Annotated in this window: 19 protein-coding genes; 6 read left to right on the forward strand and 13 right to left on the reverse strand. The window is 55.2% G+C overall.

The annotated features are described in order from the left end of the window. Positions 1–147: 147 nt before the first annotated feature. The 4 genes from BMX66_RS02860 to BMX66_RS02875 all read left to right on the forward strand — a co-directional run bounded on the left by BMX66_RS02860 (position 148) and on the right by BMX66_RS02875 (position 4878). A complete protein-coding gene (locus tag BMX66_RS02860) occupies positions 148–1080 on the forward strand; it encodes a DNRLRE domain-containing protein (RefSeq protein ID WP_090878176.1) in 933 nt (310 codons plus the stop codon). 147 nt (positions 1081–1227) lie between these two features. Then, on the forward strand, positions 1228–2877 hold the full coding sequence (locus BMX66_RS02865; protein WP_090878178.1) for a tetratricopeptide repeat protein: 1650 nt from the start codon (positions 1228–1230) through the stop codon (positions 2875–2877). 373 nt (positions 2878–3250) lie between these two features. Next, entirely contained in the window at positions 3251–4315 is a 1065-nt protein-coding gene (locus BMX66_RS02870; protein WP_090879767.1) for a tetratricopeptide repeat protein, read from the forward strand. Positions 4316–4620: 305 nt separating this feature from the next. Continuing rightward, positions 4621–4878, forward strand: a complete 258-nt coding sequence (locus BMX66_RS02875) for a hypothetical protein (RefSeq protein ID WP_090878180.1) — start codon at positions 4621–4623, stop codon at positions 4876–4878. 160 nt (positions 4879–5038) lie between these two features. Here the strand turns inward: BMX66_RS02875 and BMX66_RS02880 are convergent, their stop codons facing one another. The 12 genes from BMX66_RS02880 to BMX66_RS02940 form a co-directional block, all read right to left on the reverse strand. After that, positions 5039–7396: a Tex family protein gene (locus BMX66_RS02880; RefSeq protein WP_090878182.1), complete on the reverse strand. Its 2358-nt coding sequence runs from the start codon at positions 7394–7396 to the stop codon at positions 5039–5041. Between the two features lie 69 nt (positions 7397–7465). Beyond that, positions 7466–7819 (reverse strand): monovalent cation/H(+) antiporter subunit G, encoded by a 354-nt coding sequence (mnhG, locus tag BMX66_RS02885; protein WP_090878185.1) that lies wholly within the window; start codon positions 7817–7819, stop codon positions 7466–7468. Continuing rightward, positions 7816–8097, reverse strand: coding sequence for a K+/H+ antiporter subunit F (locus tag BMX66_RS02890; RefSeq protein ID WP_090878187.1), 282 nt, complete (start codon positions 8095–8097; stop codon positions 7816–7818). Before BMX66_RS02890 ends, mnhG begins: the two co-directional genes overlap by 4 nt. Further along, positions 8094–8582: a Na+/H+ antiporter subunit E gene (locus BMX66_RS02895; protein ID WP_090878189.1), complete on the reverse strand. Its 489-nt coding sequence runs from the start codon at positions 8580–8582 to the stop codon at positions 8094–8096. Before BMX66_RS02895 ends, BMX66_RS02890 begins: the two co-directional genes overlap by 4 nt. Further along, positions 8579–10234, reverse strand: coding sequence for a monovalent cation/H+ antiporter subunit D (locus tag BMX66_RS02900; protein WP_090878191.1), 1656 nt, complete (start codon positions 10232–10234; stop codon positions 8579–8581). Before BMX66_RS02900 ends, BMX66_RS02895 begins: the two co-directional genes overlap by 4 nt. After that, the gene (locus BMX66_RS02905) at positions 10231–10587 is read right to left on the reverse strand and encodes a Na+/H+ antiporter subunit C (protein ID WP_090878193.1); all 357 of its coding nucleotides are present in this window, start codon (positions 10585–10587) and stop codon (positions 10231–10233) included. Before BMX66_RS02905 ends, BMX66_RS02900 begins: the two co-directional genes overlap by 4 nt. Continuing rightward, positions 10587–13616 (reverse strand): monovalent cation/H+ antiporter subunit A, encoded by a 3030-nt coding sequence (locus tag BMX66_RS02910; protein WP_090878194.1) that lies wholly within the window; start codon positions 13614–13616, stop codon positions 10587–10589. Before BMX66_RS02910 ends, BMX66_RS02905 begins: the two co-directional genes overlap by 1 nt. Before the next feature lie 874 nt (positions 13617–14490). Next, entirely contained in the window at positions 14491–16731 is a 2241-nt protein-coding gene (locus tag BMX66_RS02920; RefSeq protein WP_255398783.1) for a TonB-dependent receptor, read from the reverse strand. Between the two features lie 410 nt (positions 16732–17141). Then, positions 17142–17642, reverse strand: coding sequence for an NlpC/P60 family protein (locus BMX66_RS02925; protein WP_090878198.1), 501 nt, complete (start codon positions 17640–17642; stop codon positions 17142–17144). Positions 17643–17755: 113 nt separating this feature from the next. Continuing rightward, positions 17756–18133 carry a VOC family protein gene (locus tag BMX66_RS02930; RefSeq protein ID WP_090878200.1) on the reverse strand — a complete coding sequence of 126 codons (378 nt, stop codon included), beginning with the start codon at positions 18131–18133 and terminating at the stop codon, positions 17756–17758. A gap of 103 nt (positions 18134–18236) precedes the next feature. Beyond that, positions 18237–19586, reverse strand: coding sequence for an N-succinylarginine dihydrolase (astB, locus tag BMX66_RS02935; RefSeq protein WP_090878202.1), 1350 nt, complete (start codon positions 19584–19586; stop codon positions 18237–18239). 39 nt (positions 19587–19625) lie between these two features. Next, complete coding sequence (locus tag BMX66_RS02940) at positions 19626–19934, reverse strand: hypothetical protein (protein ID WP_090878204.1); 309 nt, start codon at positions 19932–19934, stop codon at positions 19626–19628. A 358-nt stretch (positions 19935–20292) separates the two neighbouring features. On the opposite strand from BMX66_RS02940, the gene BMX66_RS02945 reads away from it, so the two are divergent. Both BMX66_RS02945 and BMX66_RS02950 read left to right on the forward strand, forming a co-directional pair. Then, a complete protein-coding gene (locus BMX66_RS02945) occupies positions 20293–21015 on the forward strand; it encodes a GNAT family N-acetyltransferase (RefSeq protein ID WP_143058185.1) in 723 nt (240 codons plus the stop codon). Between the two features lie 135 nt (positions 21016–21150). Continuing rightward, on the forward strand, positions 21151–21534 hold the full coding sequence (locus BMX66_RS02950; RefSeq protein WP_090878208.1) for a YegP family protein: 384 nt from the start codon (positions 21151–21153) through the stop codon (positions 21532–21534). 95 nt (positions 21535–21629) lie between these two features. On the opposite strand, the gene BMX66_RS02955 is transcribed toward BMX66_RS02950, so the two are convergent. Further along, positions 21630–22247 (reverse strand): PEP-CTERM sorting domain-containing protein, encoded by a 618-nt coding sequence (locus BMX66_RS02955; protein ID WP_090878210.1) that lies wholly within the window; start codon positions 22245–22247, stop codon positions 21630–21632. Between the last annotated feature and the right edge of the window lie 71 nt (positions 22248–22318).

A 22318-nucleotide genomic window follows, 5' to 3' on the forward strand; every position in this document is an offset into this window, starting at 1 on the left:
ACTGATGGCAGAAGCTAGCGTATAACGCGAGCTGCCATTTCACTATTTCTTGTAGTTTCTGGAATCGAAGCTATATTTAACAACAGCGGTTCCCACATCTGGCGAGATTGCATCTCATCCTTCCTGAAACACCGTTTGGAGGTATCTATGTTCTCTAAAACTGCCATCGCCTCGGTTCGATCCCCTTCCGTCACAGCCGGCTCAAATTTTCGGCCCGTGGGGGATACGCTGCGCTTTCTGCGTCACGGAACGATCATGCTCGGCCTCATGGTGTGCGCCGCTTCAGTTCATGCTGAGACGGCCAGCATCAATGCCTTTAAAGATGCCACTATTTTTGGGACCTCAGACGGCGCCGATACCGGAAATGCCAGTGGTATGGGACCCGGTCTATTTACCGGAACCGATGGCCAACTCAACGACAAGCGCTCCCTGGTCCAATTCGATCTGGCGGCGGCAAATATTCCTGCCGGTTCACAAATCGATAATGTAACCATGAGCCTGTCTTTGGGGCTGGTTGGCGGAGGGGTCGGAGTGCCACAGACTGTTCAGCTGTTTGATGTTGCTCAGAGTTGGAGTGAAGGCAGCAGCGGTAGCCCGACCAGCAGCAGTCTTCCTGGCTCCGGTCAAGGTTATCCCAGAGGCAACGGAGATTCAACGTGGGACTACGCTAATTACAACAGCGATCCGGCAAGCGCCATCAGGTGGCAGAGCGGCGGCAGCAACCTTCTCGGCGGAAATTTTTCGCCTATTGAAAGTGCATCCGCAGCTTTTACCACATTTACCCCTGGTTCAGTTCACACCTGGAGCTCGGCAGCAATGGCTGCGGATGTGCAGGACTGGCTTGACAACCCCTCTCAGAATAACGGCTGGCTATTGAAAAGCGACCAGGAAGGCGTCCGCCAATCGCTCTTGGGCTTCTGGTCCCACGATGGTGCGATGGCCGCAGGCGACACTGCTCTCGCGCCAAAACTTGAAATCATCTACTCTCCGATACCCGAACCCGGAACCTACGCAATGCTCCTGGCAGGGCTCGGTCTGCTGGGGTGGCGGATGCACAGGGTAAAAAGTGAGTTGGGTTAAAAGTTTAGCATTATGAGCGGTTGGCGCCGCCTCAGCACTACTGTGGACTAAGAGCATAATCGTGTCTGACCCCATTTTCCTTTGCTTTGCTGTTGATTTGGTGGTATCGGATGAGCGCCTTGCTGAATAACCGCCTTGGGAGATGATATGGCCGGGGTAAAAGCCGCGTCATGGATGCTGACGATAATGCTCTGCATCGGGGCAGCCGGAGTTTGGGGATATGATGAACACGGCCCGTCGGGGAATGTTCGGCACGAAAAACTGGGCCAGATAAACTTCCCGGTAAGCTGTAACACCGAAGCACAGAAGGAATTCAACCGCGCTATGGCGTTATTTCATTCCTTCTGGTTCGACCCTGCGATCAAGTCGTTTGGCAAAGTACTCGACCACGATCCCGAATGTGGCATGGCTTACTGGGGCATTGCCATCATGTCGATGGGCAATCCGTTTACATGGCCGGCCAGTCCAAAGGCATGGAAGGCAGGCGCATCAGCCATGGCCGACGCCCAGCGGGTGGGCGCAGAGAGCGAGCGCGAACGGGATTATATTGCCGCGTTGGCCACATTCTTCAAGGATTGGGAGACAACCGATTACCGGTCACGGGCACTGGCCTTCCAAAAAGCAATGGAAGGCGTGGTGGCGCACTACCCGCGCGATATTGAAGCGCAGATACTCTACGCTCTCCTGCTCAACGCTACGGCGCTGCCCACGGATAAGGCTTTCGCCAATCAGCTCAGGGCGGCAGATATCCTGGAACCATTATTCAAAAAATATCCGGATCATCCGGGAATCCCTCACTACCTGATCCACACTTATGATTATGCCGAGCTGGCGGAAAGAGGGCTTCCCGCCGCAAGAGCCTATGCCAGGATTGCACCCTCGGTGCCCCATGCGCTGCACATGCCATCGCACATCTTTAGCCGGGTTGGCCTCTGGCCCGAGATGGTGGAGAGCAATCGCGCTTCTTATCTTGCGGCCAAGAGCGAACTCAAGGAAGCGACTCTCGGCATAGGCGCGTATGACGCGCTGCACGCCATGGACTATCTGGTTTTCGCGCATCTCCAGCAGGCGCAGGACAAGGCAGCCAGGCGGCTCGTGGACGAAGCCGCGTCCATTCACAAGGTCAATGTCGAAAATTTTCCGGCTGCCTACGCCTTTGCCGCAATTCCGTCCCGCTTTGCGCTGGAGCGCGGCGACTGGAAAGGTGCTGCTGCGCTTGAACTGTCGCCCGCCGAACTGGATTGGAGCAAATTTCCACAAGCGGAAGCGGTTCTCGTCTTCTCGCGTGGGTTGGGCGCCGCCCGGGGGGAAGATATTGCAACCGCACTCAAGGCGCTAGAGCGGCTGCAGGCACTCAAGGAAGCGATGACGGCCGCCAAACTGGACTATTGGGCGGGCCAGGCGGACTTTCAAATCAAGACAGTCGAGGCCTGGCTTGCTCTCGCCGAGAATCGCAATGATGAGGCGTTGCGGTTGATGCGTGAGGCTGCGGAAGCTGACGAGGCAAGCGACAAACATCCTGTGACCCCTGGAAATGTCGCCGCTTCTCGCGAACTGCTGGGAGAGATGCTGCTTGAGCTAGACCGCCCTGCCCCCGCGTTTGCGGAGTTCGAGCGTTCCCTGAAACGCGATCCCAACCGCTTTCGCAGCGTTTACGGTGCGGCCCGCGCTGCGGAGGCATCAGGCAATCGAAAGCAGGCCCGCGACTATTACACGAGATTTCGGCTTTTGGCGGCTGATCATGATACGAAGCGTCCTGAACTCGTACAGGCCAACGTCTTTCTCGGAAAAAAGTGATCGCAGCGAACCGTTCATACCGATCCGACACAGGTAGCCCGATGTGAAGAAAATCGAATCTCAAATCAGGAATTCGGCTGGTTCGCAACGGATCGCCAAAATACCTAAGGCAGGTTCTGAACGGAACTCCTGAATAATGATCCTATCGTTTGAATATTTTACGCAGGGAACTGCGGGCGGGAAAACGTAGTCCTATCCGATGGCTGAAATGTGCCCTGCTACTGGCCCTTTTGCAATACCATGCGCAGATGCTGCTGTGTAGATACACCTGATGCCGTTTGTGAGAAAATCGCTAATTCGGCGGATGTGCGGTACCGGGCTTAACGTGCTTTCCGTCTTCACCTCCAACCTGAGATCCAGCTACAAGGAATCCATGAAAACATTCTCGACCGCGTTCTTTTCATTTCTCGTGTTCGGTATGGCGCAGCCTGCTTATGCGCAGGAGACAAAGTGGCGGACGATCAGTGTAGAGGCGATATCGCTTTACCAGAAAGGCGAGTACGACAGGGCGGTGGCCGCCGTCAAGAAGTCGCTCGCAGTGGCGGAAAAAGAATATGGTCCCAACCATCCCGATACTGCGACAAGCCTGAACAACCTCGCGGAACTCTACCGCGATCACAACAAATATGCGCAGGCGGAGCCCCTCTACAAGCGGGCGGTGACGATCCGGGAAAAACACTTTGGCCCCAACCATTCGCTTGTCGCGAGGAGCCTGAACGGACATGCGGAACTCTACCGCATCCAGAATCGACTCGCGGAGGCGGAACCGCTATATAAACGCGCCCTGACTATCCGGGAGAAAGCGCTTCGCCCTGATCATCCCGATGTGGCGCAGACAATGAACAATCTTGCAGAACTCTATTGCGTGCAGGGCCAGTACGCGTCGGCCAAGCCGCTCTACGAGCGTTCGCTGCCAATACGGGAAAAAGAGCTCGGTCCCGAGCATCCCGGCATGGCAACGGGTCTACATAACCTCGGATTGATCTATCAAAGCGAAAGCCGATACGAGCAAGCGGAGACGCTCTTCAAGCGCGTGCTCGCGATCCGGGAGAAAGCCTTCGGCTTGAACCATCCCGAAGTGGCCCAGGAGTTGAGCAACCTGGCAGAGCTCTATCGCAGCCAGGGTAATTATGCTGAAGCCAAGCCATTTTATGAGCGTTCACTAGCGATCTTCGAACAAGCCGAGGGCCCGTACCATCTCAACATGGCAACAAGCCTCACCAACCTCGCATTTGCCCATCACGTTCAAGGGCAGTACGGACAAGCCGAGACCCTCTACAAGCGCGCACTGGCAATTTTCGAAAAATCCCTCGGGCCTGATCACCCCAATGCGAGGATAAGCTTTGATAACCTTGCGAAACTTTACCGCACAACGGATCGACTCGATGCGGCGGAGGAGCTGGGCCAACGGGTGGCCCGGTTCCAAGCCATCCGGTAATAACAATCCATTACTTACGGGGCATGCCTATCGTATGGCATTTAATATCTGGCCAATTCGGAATAAATGGCAAGTAATACCGCGAACCCTCCTCAAGCATGTACCTACACTCCAAGCTGTCCAAGTAATCCCCTGAAGCCAGGTGCGGTCGTTTAGGTAGAAAACATATACCGGGCTGCAGAACGAATATCACCCAGACCCATGGTGATCATGCGATTTTCACAAATACACCCAACTAAAAAAGGCGGAGATTCCAATGTGATAAGCTGTGATCTCCACATCCCCCTCAATCACAGGAATCTCCAATGAAAGATTTGCAAGAAGCCACTGTGAAAATATGCGAACTCAAGGGCGAGAATCTCGCATTATTAGCTTTACTTGCCTGTTTGGTAAAAGCTTCATCGCCATGCGAGCGAAAAGCATTTCCAGATGCATTCGAACGAGAACTGGAATCAGCCCGAATCGAGTGGCTGAATTCGGATGTTTCAGAATATGTCTCCGTTGGGCTGGAGAACATGGCAACCGGGATCCATTCTTTGTTAGCCAGCCAGAGCCGGGTCTAAGCGCGATCGGGATTATGAATAAAAATAGGTAAAAGCATAAAGTGGGAAAAGACCACAATTTTGTGTAAAAGAACCTTGGTCTGTCCCCTATTCAGACGATGTAATTTGATATGACAATGCTATTGACCTCTACCAATATCAAGAAAATGGGTCATACGAGTTAGCCCTTCAACCTTGCAAAAGCAGCCGCCATTGCACCATTAGTCTGAGGCTCTCGTTTATCTTTTTGTTTCTGTTGAGACCCGGATGAATGGCTCTTCCGTTCGCTCTGCTGCATCGGTTTACTATCACGTTGCCCGATTTGCGGTGTGGTATCCGCGAGCCGCATCGTAAGCGCAATCCGTCTACGCTTTTCGTCGATCTCCACCACCTTGACCTTGACAACCTGCCCCACCTTGACCACCGTATGCGGGTCTTTCACATATTTGTCCGCAAGCGCGGATATATGCACCAGCCCATCCTGGTGCACGCCGATGTCGATGAATGCGCCGAACGCGGCGACGTTGGTCACTACGCCTTCCAGAATCATATCCGGGCGTAAGTCCTTCATCTCGTTCACGCCTTCCTTGAAGACTGCTGTGGTGAATTCAGGGCGTGGGTCGCGGCCCGGTTTTTCCAGTTCGCCCAGGATGTCGCCGATTGTCGGTATGCCGTTCTTTTCGTCTACATACTTGGCCGGATTCAGCGACTTCAACAATTTGCTGTTACCAACCAGCGTCTTGATGTCCTGCTTGAGGTCGGCAAGGATTTTTTCCACCACAGGATAGGACTCGGGATGCACTGCGGAGGCATCCAGCGGATTATCGCCATTCATGATGCGGAGGAAACCTGCCGCCTGCTCAAAAGTCTTTTCACCGAGGCGCGGCACACCGCGCAAAGCCGCGCGTGATGTGAACATGCCTTTCTCATCGCGGTAAGCAACGATGCTCTGGGCGACCGTACTGTTAAGTCCCGAAACCCGTTCCAGTAGAAGTTGCGAGGCCGTATTCACATCCACGCCTACCGCATTGACGCAATCCTCCACCACCGCGTCGAGCGAGCGTGCCAACTGGGTTTGCCCAACGTCGTGCTGGTATTGCCCCACTCCGATGGACTTGGGATCGACTTTTACCAGTTCCGCCAGGGGGTCTTGCAGGCGGCGTGCGATGGATACGGCACCGCGCAGCGATACGTCCATGCCGGGCAGTTCACGCGAGGCGAATTCGGACGCGGAGTAGACGGATGCACCCGCTTCCGACACCATGATCGAGATCAGTTTGAGATCCGGGCGCCGCTTGATCAGTTCTCTCGCCAGCTTGTCGGTCTCGCGCGACGCAGTGCCATTGCCGATTGAAATCAGGGATACCTGATATTTTTCGGCCAGTTTTTCCAGCACGTGAAGCGATCCATTCCAATCATTCTTCGGCAGGTGAGGATAAATCACGGCGGTTTCCATGACTTTGCCGGTTGCATCCACTACCGCGACTTTCACGCCGGTGCGCAGGCCGGGGTCGAGACCCATCGTTGCACGCGGTCCGGCGGGAGCGGCCAATAGCAGTGCTTTCAAGTTGCGTGCAAAGACGTTGATAGCCTCGGTTTCAGCGCGCTTGCGCAGTGCGCCCATCAACTCGGTTTCCAGATGCACGAAACTTTTCACGCGCCAGGTCCAGCGTACGGTGTCGCTCAGCCATGCGTCAGTCGGCCGGTTCTGATTCCGGATGCCGAAGTGAGCTGCAATATGCGCTTCACAAGGGTTATGAGGAGCGTCCCATTTTGGCTTTTCGGCTTCCGAGTCCAGGCGCAGGCCGACGCTCAGGATTTCTTCACGACGGCCGCGGAACATCGCCAGGGCGCGGTGCGAAGGGATGGTATTGATCGTTTCCGCATAGTCGAAATAATCGGCGTACTTGGCGCCCGCCTCTTCCTTACCCTTCACGATCCTTGATTCCACCATGCCGTGCACCAGCAGATATTCGCGCAGCCATTGAAGCAATTCGGCGTCTTCGGCAAAGCGTTCCATCAGGATTTGTCGCGCACCCTCAAGTGCAGCCTTGGTATCTTCCACACCGGGATTTTCGCCCTGATCGGTGGTGAACGGCGGCCTCAGGTATTTCGCAGCCTCTTCCTCGGGTTGCAGCATCGGATTGATAAGCAGTGCATCCGCCAGCGGCTGCAGCCCGGCCTCCAGCGCAATTTGCGCCTTGGTTCGGCGCTTCTTTTTGAAAGGCAGATACAGGTCTTCCAGACGCGTCTTGTCTTCCACTTGCGTGAGCGAAGCCAGCAGCGACGGTGTCATTTTGCCCTGCTCTTCGATGGACGCGATGATGGCTGCGCGCCTGTCTTCGAGCTCGCGCAGGTAGCGCAGACGCTCTTCCAGCAGGCGCAGCTGAATGTCGTCCAGCCCTCCGGTCGCCTCCTTCCGATAACGGGCAATAAACGGCACCGTTGCACCTTCATCGAGCAAGGCAACGGCGGCGGCAACCTGTGCGGGTTTAGCGGCGAGTTCAATGGACAAGCGTTGTTCAATGGATGGCAGCATATTTAGAAAAATAATATTTTGTGAACGATAAGGTATTGGGCCGGAACGCGTGAAGCGGCGGGATGTGAATCAAGTACTTTCGTCTGGCTGTGGGGCCTTTTTTTTACCGCCATCTGCTCGCCTCCGGTACATCCCCGCCCGCATAAGCAGCATCGCAGTTACAGGTGCAGTTGCGACCACGAACAGCGTGATCAGCACCTCCTGAAAGACGAGTCGGTCAGCCTGTATGGAAGCAATCAATATCGATGCCAGCAACACGGAGCCCAGACCCAGTGAGTTGTTCAGAGTAGGACCGTGGATTCGTGCAAATAGATCGGGCAGTCTCAGCAAACCCAACGAACCGATCAGTGTCAGCGCGCCTCCCGTTATCATAAGCAATGACGCGAGCAAGTCCGCCCACAAGGGGATATCCACCGGAATCATGGTTCGATCACCTCTCCGCGCAACAGGAACTTCGCCATTGCAGCTGAACCGACGAAACCAAACAAGGCAATCAGCAGGGCAATGTCGAAATACAATCTGTCCCCGAACTGGATGCCCAGCGTCAGCGCGGTTATCATGCTGTTTACATATAACGTATCGAGCGCCAGCACACGATCCTCGGCCGCCGGTCCTCGCAACAGACGGATTCCCGCAAAGATCATCGCGAGCGCGAACGCGATCAGGGCAAAGGACACGGCGAATGGCAGCAAGGTAGTCATTCGAAAATCTCCATCAGTGGACGTTCATAACGGTATTTGATCGTGCGGACCCAGGCTTCCTCATCCTGCAGGTCCAGCACGTGAATCGTCAGCGCGGCGCCATCCGGGGAGAGGCCGGCCCAAACGGTGCCGGGTGTCGCGGTGATTATACAGGCCAGCGTTGCAAGCCCATACGGGTCTCGCAGGTCGATCGGAATTTTCATGAAACCGGAATTGGTGCGCCGTTCTGCCGGCCCGAGAATAACGCCCGCCACGGCGATATTGGAACGGGCGATGTCAAGCAGCACAACAAAAAATAACCTGACCGCGGCCAGCAGGTGGTGGGGACGCGCGCGCAGAGGCCGCATTACCGCTGTTCCAAGCGTAATGGCAATCGTAAGTATCAGGCCCAGCGCCAGCTGACCGGGCGCCAGCGTATCGTTAAGCAGGAGCCATAGCGCAAACAGCGTAACTGTAAATAGTGTCAGGGATGGCCAGCGCTTCATTGTCCGATTCCCTCTATTTCGTGTGAAGAAACCTGCAGGGGATTGCTGGCCAATACCGCATCGATGTATATGTGCGGGGAGGAAAGGGAAATGCCGGCAAGACCGAGATAATCCGTTGCCGGCCCGGCCCCGACCGCCAGCCCCACGGTCAGGAGCAGCAACACGGCGACAGGCGCCGCCTCGATCACACGCAACCGGGGGGTAACAATATCGTCCGAACTCCAGAATAGCCGCACGCCCATTCTGCACAGCGCGATGATGCCGGCCAGGCTGGACCCCAGCACTGCCGCCCACAGAACCCACACCGATCCGGGAAGTGTCTCGAGTGGCCCGGTGGTCAATGCTGCCGAAAGAATCAGGAACTTGGCGACGAAGCCGGACAACGGCGGCAGCCCGGTAACAAGAAGCGCACACGCGATAAAACTCATGCCCAGAAACGCCATGGCGGCTGGTATGGCGATTCCGACGACCTCATCGGGAAGGGTGAGGTCGGGCAGGTCTTCAGGAACGAATGATTCAAACGGTTCGGCTGCAATGTCCTCGCCGAACTGCTGTGTGCGCTCGATCATTTCGCTCAACATGAAAAAAGCACCCGTGGCCAGAACGGAGCTGACCAGATAAAACAATGCGGCGCCCTTCATCCCGGCACCGCCCAGTCCCAACGCCATCAGCAGCGTGCCGGCCGATGCAACGACACAATAGGCGACCAGGCGTTGCGATTGTTGCGCCGTCAGCATGCCCGCCGTACCCAGCGCGAGCGTAGCCAGCCCGATACCGAACAACCAGCCGTCGTTGAATGGAGCCGGCGCGCCTGAAACGGATGAGGCAGACAGCAGCGACCCCAGTCGCAGCAAAGCATAAATTCCCACCTTGGTCATGATGGAAAATACCGCCGCGACCGGCGGCGCCGCCGCCCCGTAAGCCGCCGGCAGCCAGAAATTCAGGGGCCAGGCGCCCGCCTTGAGCAGAAACGCAACGCCGAGTATCGCCGCGCCGGTTTCGAACAAAACGCGGTCTCCTTGGGCCAGCGCCGGCACGCGGGCGGCAAGATCGGCCATATTCAGCGTTCCGGTTGCGCCGTAGATCAATGAAACCCCGATCAGGAAGACAAAGGATCCCGCGAGATTGATGGCAATATAATGCAGGCCAGCCTTGACCCGGCGCTCGCCCAGGCCATGCAGCACCAGGCCATAGGAGGCGGCCAGCAGCACTTCCACGAATACGAACAGATTGAATAGATCGCCAGTCAGGAATGCGCCATTTACTCCCATGATCAGAAACTGGAACAGCGATTGAAAATGCGGGCCCATTTTCTTCCAACGCGCGAGTGCATACACCAGGGATGTCAGTGCCAGCACTGCATTAAGCATCAGCATTACGGCGGACAATCGATCCAGCACCAGCACGATGCCAAATGGAGCCTTCCAGCCGCCCAGCAGGTAGACGGCGATTCCCTCAGGCCACATCTCCGGCATCGCTCCGCTTGCGGCATAGGCCAGCGCAACTGCGGCCGCCAGATTCGCCAAGGTAGCAATAAGGGCAATAACCGTGCGTGTCGTGCGCCGCGCTTCCGCGAACAGCAACATCGCCGCACCGGCCACCAGCGGGATGACCACCGGGAATACAGGAAGATGCTGTAGCCAGCTGCTCATGATTCCGCCTCGTCACTGTCACGGTCGCCATCCACGTGATCGTTGCCCGTCAAGCCGCGTGAGGCAAGTAATACGACCAGGAACAGTGCTGTCGTGGCAAAGCCGATCACGATTGCCGTCAGCACCAGCGCCTGCGGTACAGGGTCGTCGTACAGAGAGGGGTCGGCTTGCTTGATAGCATCGATGATAGGCGCGCCCCCGACTGCCAATCGTCCCATCCCGAAAATGAACAGGTTAACCGCATAAGACAGCAGAGAAAGCCCCATGATGACCTGGAAGGTGCGTGGACGCAGCAGCAGCCATACGCCGGATCCCGTCAATACGCCAATCGCCAGCGCGTAGACAATTTCCATCAATCCTCCTTGTTGGCGTCCAGCGCAGCGCGGGCGGCGGTCTGTACGGATTGCGCGAATTGTGCGGGTTGTGGGGCACGGGCTGTTGCATGGTGCGCAGCTGCCGGCTCTGCCAGCGGCTCCGTCGCACTTGTTTCCACATGGGCAGTGACTGGCTTGCGGTGTCCGCGTCGGGATTGGTGGGCCAGCGCTACAAGGATAAGTACCGTAGCGCCAATCACCAAAAGAAAGACGCCCAGATCAAACAGCAACACCGTGGAGAGATGCAGCTCGCCGATCAGCGGCAAGGTCGGCTGCCAAACGAGGGCAGACAGAAATGGACGCGGTACCAGCCATGCCGACAAACCTGCGCCCGCCGCGCACAACAGCCCCAGCGCAATCCAGTACTGCGGATAAATACGAGTGCGCGATTCTGCCCAGGCCGTCCCACCCACCATGTACTGAAGGATAACCGCGGTTGCCACGATCAATCCGGCCACAAAACCGCCGCCGGGCTCATTATGTCCGCGCAGCAGAAAAAAAACCGCTACCATGCCGGCAACCGGCAGCAGCAGCTGCACGATAACGCCCGGCAGCATCATCGGCCCCTCGGGCAGCAATGCGTGAGGGTCCGGTGGCAAACCACCCGCTTGCGCATCCTGCTCCTGCTGCTGGACCGGCAGACCCATGCTTTCCGGGGCAGGGCGAAACCGCCTCAGCAGCGCGAACACGGTCAGCGCCACAATGCCCACCACAGTGATCTCGCCCATTGTGTCAAAACCACGGAAATCAACCAGGATCACATTGACTACGTTGGCGCCGCCCGCCAGTGGCAGGGAATTCTCGATGAAGAACGGCGAGATGCCTTCCCCTGCCTGCCGCGTCAGCACCGCATAGCTCAACGTGGCAAGGCCGGCGGCAGCAACCACGGCCAAGCCGAGATCCCTCAGCCGCCGGGTTCTGGCACGCAGACGCACCTGGAGCGGGACCAATTTATCGTCGATCAATTTATAACGCGGCGGAAGCCAGCGCAAGCCAAGCAAGAGCAGGACAAGCGTCACCACCTCCACTATGAGTTGCGTCAGCGCCAGGTCGGGCGCCGAGAACCAGACAAAGGTCATACATGTGGCCAACCCCGCTGCGCCTGACAGGCTCAGCGCCGCGAGACGATGATACTTGGCCTGTGCGGCAGCACCTATCGCACATGCCGCGCCCACCAGCCACATAAGCGCAAACGCAGGATGGGCTTCGGCCACTGTTATATTGCCTGGAGGCAACCCACCGTGCATTAACGGTATCAGTGCGCTCGCGAATGCCGCACAGATCAGAAGCAGCAACTGTACTTGCAGGCGCGATGTGGATAGCCATTGGTTCAGACCCTTGGCAGCTGAATCCAGCTTTTCGAGGAGGAACTCAAAAATGCGCTGGCCGTCGAAATAATTGATCAGCGGCACCACCGCCGTGCCCTGCTGATATTTTCCGAGGGCCCGATACAATAGGACGCCTCCAGCCATCGCCATCAGGCTCATGATCAGGGGCAGATTCAAGCCATGCCATACCGCGAGGCTGTGAAAAGGCATATCCGGTCCCAGCACCGATCGTGATGCCACATCCAGATATGGCCCAATGGTTCTCGCGGGAATCACGCCAACCACCAGACAGACCGTTACCAGCAGTGCGCTGGGAAGCAACATCCAGATTGGCGGCTCGTGCGGCTTTTTCGGTAAATCCCCGGCTGGCGGTCCGAAAAATACCTGAAGGATAAAACGCAGTGAATAGGCAACGCTGAACGTCCCCCAAATCACGGCCATTATCGGCAAACCGATGCGTGTAATCAGATGGCCGCTCACGAATACCGTTTCAGCAAAAAACATCTCTTTGGAAAGGAAGCCATTGAACAGCGGTACACCCGCCATCGATGCGGCACCAACCACCGCCAGCGTCGCGGTAATAGGCATCGCCCGATACAGACCGCTCAGCCGCGACAGATCACGCGTACCGCTCTCGTGATCGACCATACCAGCCGCCATGAACAATGAGGCTTTGAACGTCGCATGGTTCATAATGTGAAAAATGGCGGCTATCAACGCAAGCGAGCTGTTAAGCCCGAGCAGCAGTGTAATCAGGCCCAGATGACTTATGGTCGAATACGCCAGCACGCCCTTCATGTCCCGTTGGAAAATTGCCGCGTAGGCTCCCAGCACCAGGGAGAGAAGGCCCGCGGTGCCGATAATCCAGAACCAGGCATCGGTACCCGCAAGCACAGGCCAGAGCCGAACCAGCAAAAATACTCCCGCCTTGACCATTGTTGCCGAGTGCAGGTATACGGAAACCGGGGTGGGGGCCGCCATCGCATGGGGCAGCCAGAAATGGAACGGAAACTGCGCACTCTTGGTTAGCGCTCCCAGCGCAATCAGGATCAGCGCGGCGAGATACCAGGAATGCGCACGGACCATATCGCCCGAAGCCAGCACAATGTCCAGGTCGTAACTACCCACGATGCGCCCCAGGATCAGCACGCCCGCAAGCAGGCACAGGCCGCCTGCCGCCGTAACGGTCAGCGCCATGCGAGCGCCGCGGCGGGCATCGGCACGGTGATACCAGTATGCTATCAACATGAATGACGTCAGGCTGGTCAACTCCCAGAACACCACCAGCTGAATCAGATTGCCTGACAGCACCACCCCGAGCATGGCGCCCATGAAAGCGAGAAAGAACGAAAAAAAACGCGGCACCGGGTCCTGCGGCGACATGTAGTACCGCGCATACAGTACGACCAGCGCACCCATCACCGTCACCAGCATCGCAAACAGCCAGGCGAAGCCATCCATGCGAAACGTAAAATCAAGGCCCAATCCCGGCGCCCATCGCAATACCTCTCGCGCTACGTCCCCTTCAGCTATCTGTGCATAGTGCTGCAAAGTGAGGATGACGCACGCAGCCGCAACCGCACCGGCAAGCCATGCTGCCGCGTTGCGGGCGTGAGACGGCACAAAGGCGGCACAGAGACTACCCGCAAACGGCAGGACGACAATCCAGACTAACGACATGACTTGTTGATATTATTTCCCTCCGGAACCCGGGCCCCTCAACCAGCCGAGCGATTCGGCGGGGCAAGCTCACATACGAAAAAAGCGGTCGGATACGGAGGAGCCGGGCAGATCGGGGATGAGCGATATGTGTAACCCGAGTTTAAGCAGTTAAAATTTAAAACTTGTGGCATCCCCGGCTTCCCGACGGGCTAGGCAAATAGCCGGTACCTGCGAATAACGGGCAACGTCAGGAATTTTCGGACTTCCGCAACCCTCCGCCACAGCCTGGATTTCACTTCCTCAATCCGGTAGATGATACATTTCCAGAGATCAGGCAGAGTTTCAGGCGTGGGATGAAAATCTCTGAAAGTTCTGGAGCTGTCGCAATGTGCGCTTCAGGGGGAGTTATTCAGAAATTTCTTTAGACTTCCTGCCCGAATAATATCATCTGCCGATATTTTTTGACCGCTTATCCATACCGGAGACTGCCAAAATGTATTTGGCTATATTCATTCGAGCAAAGTGCTTGGCTTGGACTTATTACCGTTCTGAGTCAACTGTATCCAGCCGGGCAGGGCAATCCGCTCACATGCTGCAGGGGAAAAAACGCCAATTGAATCCTGATTCGACAACAAACGCGTTGCACACGCGCTAACAGTTCAGGCGTGGTGTTCTTGTTCCGCATTCCTGTACTTGCCAGCAACACGATCTGTGTAAGTTGCGCCAGCCAGGCGCTGGTGAGCCCAGACCGCACCAGCTTCATTGGCGCTTCCCGTTTCGCTGGCCTCAAATCGATTTCTGGTGCAACTCGCATTTCTCGCCCCAGAATGTTGTCCTTGGGAGCATGTGAGGTGATGAATAGACGAATCTGCTATGCTGGTCCCCGCACGACTCAAAAGTCAATCGTGGCGGATACCAGCAAGGTGCGCGGCATGCCTAGCGATAAAGTGCCGAAAGAGGCCACACCTGACCAGTGGTTGGTATCGAATGCATTAAGTACATTGCCCCGGATGGTGGTCGATTTTCCGGCCACCTTGGTAGTGTAGCGCGCGCCAAAGTCAAATGTTGTCCAGGAAGGCACGCTTTGCGTATTCGCCTGGTCGATATATCGTTTGCCGGTATGGATAAGATGTCCGGTCAAGGTGAATCCGGGCAGCCACCGCACATCCCATTCGGTGCTCAGATTGGCTTGCAATGTCGGCACGCCGACCGGCTTGTTGCCCACCGTGGCCGCGCTGTTGGTCTTCGTCAATTCGGCATCGAACAGCGTCGCGCCGCCCAGCAGCCGAAGACCTGATAGGGGTTCGCCGAACAGGGAGAGTTCCAGGCCACGGTTGCGCTGCTCACTATCCACGGCAAAGACATTGCCCGTGAGCTGGCCGCTAGGCCTTTTGATCTCGAAGAGACTAAGTGTAGTGATCAGGCTGCCATGATCAATCTTGACGCCGACTTCGACCTGCTCGGTTTTGTAGGGCGCGAAGATCTGGCCGGCATTGGCTGCGACCTGTGGCGCAATGTCGCCCTTGCTTAGCCCTTCCATGCGGTTGGCGTAGACCGAGACATTTTTCCAGGGCCTGACGACCAGACCGGCCAGCGGCGTGATGGCGCCCTTGTCATAGGAAGAAGTGACGGCGCCCGTTGGACCGAAGTTGTCCGAGCTGATCTGCTGCAGGCGCACGCCGAGCGTAAGCAGCACGCGCTCGTCGGCGATAGACAGGACATCGGTTAATGCGCCTCCGTAGAATTCTGTCTCCGAAACTTTCATCAGGCCAGGCCTGGCCAAGTCTTGGCCGGGACGCTCGATTGGGGAATACATGTTCGACAACACTGCCGTACCAGTAGTGGAACCTCGATCCAGACGATCACGATAACCGCTGCCCTGAAGCATCATGGTGTGGCGAATGGGGCCGGTATTGAAGCGGGCGCGCAGCCCCCCGTCCGCGCTGGAGCGGTTGACGCCGAACCTGAAGTGCATCGGCGTTGACCTGGTATCGCCGGCGGCATTCTGGATCGTAGGCGTCTGATCCGAGAGCCGATCCACCCACGATTGGGAGCCGCCGACACTGCCGAACAGTGTCAGCGAGTCCGAGATGTCGTATTCCGCCTTGGCCAAGAGCGACACATCCTCGATCGTCGACCGGCCCCAAGGCTGAGTTACGTTACGCCTGCCATCAGGGGCGGAGGGCACGTCAAGGCCTGCGGCAACCAGGAACGGGCGCTGTGGAGCCTTGAACCGCTCATACTGCCCAAGGGCGTCAAACGTCGCGCGAAACCTTTCGCCCTGATAGTCGAGCGCCACGGCACCGACATCTGCCTGGCGGAACTGGTTGTCCAGCATCGTATTACCCTGGTGATGACTACCGTTGAGCCGAATGCCGAACTGGCGATCCGCACCAAACCGTCTGCTGACATCGAGATGGCCGCCTCCTTGCGTGTTCGACAGGTAGTTGCCCGTGAGCCGGGTCAGGTCGGTTGGAGATGCGCGCTTTGGAACGATATTGATGACGCCGCCTACGCCGCTGTTCGGGGACATGCCGTAAAGCAGGGCGGCAGGTCCCTTGATCACCTCGACGCGTTCGGCGTAATCGGTAAATACCCGGTAATTGGGCGCTACCCCGTACTGCCCGTCGAAGGCGAGTTCTCCAATGTTGCCTTCGCCGATCGGAAAGCCACGAATATAGAAAGAATCGACGACACCGCCCCTCTGGCCCGTAGAGCGAACTGAAGGATCTCTGGACAAGAGGTCGGCCGCCGTAATTGCGTGCTGGTCCCGGACCATCTGCGACGTATAGCTGCTGATGCTGAAAGGCGCCTTCATGAGATCGGTATTGCCGAGCAACCCGAGCCGTCCACCGCGCGCAACGTGTCCGCCAGCATAGGGCTGCGGAAGCGCATCAGGGCGTTCCGCACTGACTTTCACCTCAGGGAGTATCGTCGCGTCTTTGGCGGCCTCTTGTTTTTCCTGAGGTTCTTCCTTTGGTTTTGCCTGTGGTGTAGTTTGCGCATGAACATGATCGATGAATCCAGCGATCAATAGGGCAGCGAAGGCCATGCGCATGGCAAAGGCCAGCGGCTTGAAGCGCATTTCAGGGGTGCAGGAAGAGCGGAGAGCAGAAGTAATCTTGCGCGGCACAATGTTTTCCTTTTTTTCTTGGTTTTTCTTGGAAGAGCACTGGCTGGCGATGGCTGGCTGGCGCGGTGGTTGATTCTGCGTGCGGGGATCAATCCCTACAGTGAGTACGGGAATTCAAATTGTAAATCCGAATCATTCTCGTGTAAAGCTGGAATCTTTGAGGGGGCGAACGTGCTCACAGGGCGTGTGCAGAACCCTTTGGATATGGACGCCGGCCGATATGTTGATCGCGTAGTGTTCGGTGCCGGATTACTGCGCCACCGGTGTCAGCACACCCTGCCGTTGGTGCAGAGGACGGCAGTGCCGGCCAGCGTTGTGCAGGGCAGCATGAGCTCGCTTAGGGCTTGTTTTTTCTCAGGTGCATCAATAATCCCTGTCTATGAGCCACGGATAATCAGGGAGCATAACGATCAGATATCCAGCCGCTTCGCCTTCCAATAGGTGGACTTCCAGTAGCTTTCATTCAATCCGGAAATTGTAACGCCGTGGCTGGTTGAGGCATGAAGAAATCTGCCATCCTCCAGATAGACGCCTACATGTCTGTCCTTCATGCCGGTCTTGAAAAAAACCAGATCGCCTGCCCGTAACTGATCTTTGGCTATCGTCTCGCCCAATTGGGCCTGGAACTCTGTCGATCGCGGCAGTACAACGCCGAACTTCGTCTTGAATGTGACATGAACGAAACCGGAACAATCAATGCCATTTCTGCTTAAGCCGCCCATCCGGTATCTTGTATTTTTCCATTGGTTATACTGGTGATACAAGGTTTCCTTCACCAACGAGGTATCAGCCAGATCTACCTTTGCGCCGGGCACATACACGACCTTTGGCGCACCCCTTTCCGGCACGCTGCCGCAGCCAACGAGCGTTGCAATCATGAACACCGCCGCAATCCATCGGCTATTTTTCATGGGATTGTTGTCGGAATAGATTGTTTTCCTGAAGCATAACAATTATCGGGGCGCAGACATCGGTATCATTTATGATAACGCAATATGCGGGTGAATAGTTCGTTACACTTTTGTCATGAAATTTTATAATCTACGGTCAGCATTTCCAGAAGGTGTCCGCTAGGGTCGCGAAAATAGACGCCTCGCCCGCCATCGTTATGGTTGATGCTCATGTTCTCCGGATTGAAGGGGCCGCTGCCGTATTTGATATTCTCCGCTTTCAGCCGCTCGAATATCTGGTCGAATTCCGGTTCCGTTACTTTAAATGCATAGTGAAGGGAATCGAATTTTTCTCTGTTATCGAAATCCAGGGAAAGCGTATCGTTTACCTTTACCACGGTGAAATGGGAAAACTCGCCGACGTACTCGAAACCGAATATTCTGGAATAGAATTTTGCGGATTCAACCTTGTCATGAGAAGGCACAATAGTGTGATTAAGTGTGATTGTCATAAATTCCTCTCTGGATGAAAGATTCATTGTTGAACTGGTCAGTTGGGCGAGAAAAAACGGCCCTTAACCTTCCGTATAGCACAACTCCAGTTATGACAACAGATTATTGCTTCTGAAAGTCATATATGGACCCTATCGCCAGTATATTCGTGAGTTCCTCCAGTGCAGCGCGGCTCTCCCGCAGGAGTAACGGATCGGCCAAATCCGATGGCGAGATACGTTCACGATAATGTTTCTCGATCCACCCTTTAAGCTCATTGTAGAGATCCTGATCGAGAATAGTCCTGCTGTTCTCACGTACCGACTGGAATTCCGGCTCTGTAAGCACGACGCGCAACCGCAGGCAAGCCGGTCCGCCGCCGTTTTTCATGCTTTGGCGCAGGTTTACGTATTCCACCGCGGTAATGGGATTGGCCGTGTCCTGTATGATGCGTTCAAGAAATACCCTTGCCGGATCCGATTCCTGACATTCGGAAGGCGCCAGGATCATCATGCCCCCATGGGGAAGACTGATTAACTGACTGTTAAACAGATAAGTGCTTACTGCCTCGGCAAGAGCAATATCAGATTCCCCGGCCCTTATGAAATGGATCGGATAATCGCAACGCCTTGTTATTCTTTCTTCCATCTCCCGCCAATCACGGAATGCCGCCTCGTGATAGAGCAGCACATTGCAATTCGCCACTGCAAGCACGTCATTGTGAAATGCGCCGGCATCAATGGCAGCCGGATTCTGTTGTACGAAAAGTGTTTTTCCATGCCTGATCTGATGGAGCCTGCAAATCGCCTCACTCGCTTCCAACGATTGGCGCGCGGGAAACTTCAACGGTTTCACATCGTGGGCTAAATTCGCGGAGCGGCCGAATACGAAAATCTCCAAACCAGCCTCGCCATGATCTGAACACAAGCGCATATGATTGGCTGCCCCCTCATCCGCAAAATACAGATTCGGCGGCAGAGGATCATGGTGTTCGAAGTATCGCTCATCGCAGAAAACCCGCTTCAGAATCGCGGCAGTGGCCGGCGGCTCGATGCTTCGATGGATTTGCGAGGGAAGATTGGCGGGGGTGATGTGCACCTTGCCGTTCTCCGTATCCGAGCCGGGTGAAACCGTAGCAGCATTTGCAACCCACATGCTGGAGGCTGAGCAGCACGCCCGGAGCAGCCCGGGCGTGGCCTTGGCGCACCGACGGGTGACGGAAGCATCGTCGTCGCCGGAAAATCCCAGCTTCCTGAGTATGCCAACCGCCGGGCGGTCCTGTGGTGGCAATACGCCTTGTCTGATGCCAAGGTCGAAAAGATGCTTCATTTTCGCCAGGCCTTGAAGCGCCGCTTCCCGAGGGTTGGAGTCAGTCAGCGCATTTTCCGCCGCGGCGATGTTTCCCACCGCTAATCCGCTGTAGTTATGCGTCGGTCCGACCAGGCCATCGAAATTGATTTCGTATGCGTTCATGTATGCATGCAAGCAACTCGCTCAAATAATTCACGGATGTTAGCTCTGCGGAAGAGACTGTTCTTGACCGGCAATTTTCCGGGGTAACGGAATCGCCTTGGCGGCAGCATTTTCAAGCCGCCGGGCCTTTTTCTCCAGAACCCCAATCACCAGTTTCTGGATGCGCTTGTGAGGAAGCGCTTCGCCTGCCGCCCACCGGGAAACCGTTGACGGAGCAAATTCAAATTCGTCCGCGATAGCCCGTTGAGAGACGCCGGCAATGTCCCCATGCTCGACAAGCCATGAGAATTCCGCTGAGTCGCCATTCCACTCCGCGCAAATCTGCCGATACTGCTCTATGGTAACCATTGCTAAACTTCCTCCAGTTATGATATCTCTACAAGCAATATTATTTGCATAATGGAATTATTTATATTTGATTTTATTCAGTTTGTCAACTTGTTATATCAATAACTGGAATTGACTCTGCATTAGATCACCAAGCCGTTCGATGTACTTGCATTGATTTTCGTCAAGCCGCCCCTATATAGCGCTGTCCATTAGCGACAATGAGCGTCTTCTCATCAAATGAGGCCGTGGGGGACAGATACAAATGGCAGGTGGACCGTGAGTGGCGCCAGAAATATGCGGGGAACATTCAAATTCCGATGGAAAAAACATCCGGCGTAACTTGACAACGCAAAAGCGTGATAGGAGCGAGAATATATTGACGATAACCCATGCAATCGTCCGGGCGGCTGGCCTTGCCGATGTTGAACGCATATTGGCTGAATACAGCGAAGCAATTCGAAATTTGCCGCTGGAAGAATCAGCAAATCTCCTATCGCGGCCTTATGATCAGTTCAAGGCAGCCGTCGAGAACGGGCTCTTTTTTATTGTCGAAAACGCTGTCGGGAATTTCATGGCCGGTGCAGGCGCTTTTGATCTCGCAGACCCGACCGAAAAAGAACTGGGGATGTGTTATGTCAAGAAAGAGTGGCGCGGTTATGGATTGCAAACGCTCCTTCTGCAAATAAGGATTTGCGCCGCGACGCTCGGCCAGGTTCCAGATAAAAGCGAGGATAGCAGCGCGAATAAAAGCTATGCAACATTGATTACCGGCGTAAAACCGGCTAACGAATACTCGGCTGCAAATACGGTGAAGCTTGGATTCAAACCCTTCGCAACCCCCTCGCCCGCGATCTTCGCCGCCTGCGTATCCTGTCGGACTCCTCCTGCTTCAGATTCAGGGCGGAAATGCTGCTGCGATTTTTTTTATCTTTCCGATGCCAAGCGTGCGGAAGCTATAGAGAAAAGCTTGCAGATGGAGGCCTGGAGCAGGACGAGGGATGACAATCAACTCATTGTCGCGTTAAAAATCCGTCATTTGCTGGACCCGGATTTTAGAAAGGCGCTGCAAGATATCGTACGTGAACTCAGGAATCTCTGAATAAGTGTCAACCATGCCTAATCGCCCTGCGTTGCTTTCTCTGTTGTTATTAGTTAGAGTTCCTCCTTATTCCGTCGTTTAAAAAGAAGCAGTTAAAAATCATATCGTTTTACTACACAAGAGGGGATTTTGAAAATGGCTGGAAAATTCGAGATTTATAAAGATAAAGCGGGCGAGTTCAGGTTCAGGCTAAGAGCGAGCAACGGCCAGATCATTCTTGCAAGCGAAGGCTACAAGACCAAATCCGGTTGCAATAACGGAATAGAATCCGTTAAAAAAAACGCTCCCGATGACGCTCGATATGAGCGCAAAACAACGGAAAGTGGAAAACACAGGTTTAATCTTAAATCTGGTAATAATCAGATAATCGGCACCAGTGAGTCTTATGAATCGGAATCAGCTCGGGACAATGGGATCGAATCGGTCAAGAAAAACGCACCCGATGCCGTGATAGCCGATACCACAGAGCAGGTCAAGAAAAATGTGGGCGATGCCGCAGCAGCCGGGATCAAAGATTGAGCTAGCTAAAAAGGGCTTCCATCAGGAAGCCCTTTTTAGCTTAGTAACACTGAGTTATCAAAGCCCTGTAAGCAGTTTATCATTCGTCGACAAGATCATCCTTTTTTACGGCGCCTGATTACCACACTTACCAACCCAAGACCCGCTAACATCATCGCATAAGCTTCAGGTTCCGGTACGGCGGCTGCAACGGTGGCAGTGCTGGTCAGGGAAAAACTCAGGTCGTTGAACATGCTGGAATTCCCGGTAGTGTCGTGTAAATCTTCGAAGCTGATCAGGGCTGTATTCGGAAGCCAATTCTGCTCAACTCTTGCGTGAAATTGCCCATCCGGGTTGGTTGAGGCGGGCCCGGTAAAGAAATCATGGCCGGTATTGGTGACATGTAAACGAAACATCAGTTCCGTTCCGCTGGCGAAGGGTCCCAGGTTTTTAGTTTCGCCCACCGAAGAAGAATTACTATTAAACACCAACAAATCGTTGGACGGATTGCCATCATTCCCCACTTGGCCTGAGGAGTTCAGCATGAGATAGATATCATTACTATAGACAGTGCCCTCGGAATTTCCCTGGTAGGTCGCCACCAATGGATCAGTTGCACTTGCAAAAATCGGCAGACCTTCTGTTCCCGGTGTGGCGACTGGGGCTGCGTATGCAGAAACCGATGCTATGGAACTCAAAACCCCCGCTATCAACAAGTTAATTTTTTTTGTCATTGGATATCCTTAGGTAAGAGAAATCAGCAAAATGAGGCGAATGAAAATTACATTGACAGGTCCTCTGGCTC

The organism is Nitrosovibrio sp. Nv6 (genome assembly GCF_900110495.1).
In the GTDB taxonomy this organism is placed as follows: domain Bacteria; phylum Pseudomonadota; class Gammaproteobacteria; order Burkholderiales; family Nitrosomonadaceae; genus Nitrosospira.

Bases quoted from the DNA above. Each gene is read 5' to 3' on its own strand.
- BMX66_RS02895 (WP_090878189.1), bottom strand. From the start codon at position 8,582: ATGAAGCGCTGGCCATCCCTGACACTATTTACAGTTACGCTGTTTGCG.
- BMX66_RS02890 (WP_090878187.1), bottom strand. From the start codon at position 8,097: ATGACTACCTTGCTGCCATTCGCCGTGTCCTTTGCCCTGATCGCGTTC.
- BMX66_RS02900 (WP_090878191.1), bottom strand. From the start codon at position 10,234: ATGAGCAGCTGGCTACAGCATCTTCCTGTATTCCCGGTGGTCATCCCG.
- BMX66_RS02865 (WP_090878178.1), top strand. From the start codon at position 1,228: ATGGCCGGGGTAAAAGCCGCGTCATGGATGCTGACGATAATGCTCTGC.
- astB (WP_090878202.1), bottom strand. From the start codon at position 19,586: ATGAACGCATACGAAATCAATTTCGATGGCCTGGTCGGACCGACGCAT.
- BMX66_RS02940 (WP_090878204.1), bottom strand. From the start codon at position 19,934: ATGGTTACCATAGAGCAGTATCGGCAGATTTGCGCGGAGTGGAATGGC.
- BMX66_RS02930 (WP_090878200.1), bottom strand. From the start codon at position 18,133: ATGACAATCACACTTAATCACACTATTGTGCCTTCTCATGACAAGGTT.
- BMX66_RS02870 (WP_090879767.1), top strand. From the start codon at position 3,251: ATGAAAACATTCTCGACCGCGTTCTTTTCATTTCTCGTGTTCGGTATG.
- BMX66_RS02860 (WP_090878176.1), top strand. From the start codon at position 148: ATGTTCTCTAAAACTGCCATCGCCTCGGTTCGATCCCCTTCCGTCACA.
- BMX66_RS02925 (WP_090878198.1), bottom strand. From the start codon at position 17,642: ATGAAAAATAGCCGATGGATTGCGGCGGTGTTCATGATTGCAACGCTC.
- BMX66_RS02905 (WP_090878193.1), bottom strand. From the start codon at position 10,587: ATGGAAATTGTCTACGCGCTGGCGATTGGCGTATTGACGGGATCCGGC.
- BMX66_RS02880 (WP_090878182.1), bottom strand. From the start codon at position 7,396: ATGCTGCCATCCATTGAACAACGCTTGTCCATTGAACTCGCCGCTAAA.
- BMX66_RS02950 (WP_090878208.1), top strand. From the start codon at position 21,151: ATGGCTGGAAAATTCGAGATTTATAAAGATAAAGCGGGCGAGTTCAGG.
- mnhG (WP_090878185.1), bottom strand. From the start codon at position 7,819: ATGATTCCGGTGGATATCCCCTTGTGGGCGGACTTGCTCGCGTCATTG.
- BMX66_RS02910 (WP_090878194.1), bottom strand. From the start codon at position 13,616: ATGTCGTTAGTCTGGATTGTCGTCCTGCCGTTTGCGGGTAGTCTCTGT.
- BMX66_RS02875 (WP_090878180.1), top strand. From the start codon at position 4,621: ATGAAAGATTTGCAAGAAGCCACTGTGAAAATATGCGAACTCAAGGGC.
- BMX66_RS02955 (WP_090878210.1), bottom strand. From the start codon at position 22,247: ATGACAAAAAAAATTAACTTGTTGATAGCGGGGGTTTTGAGTTCCATA.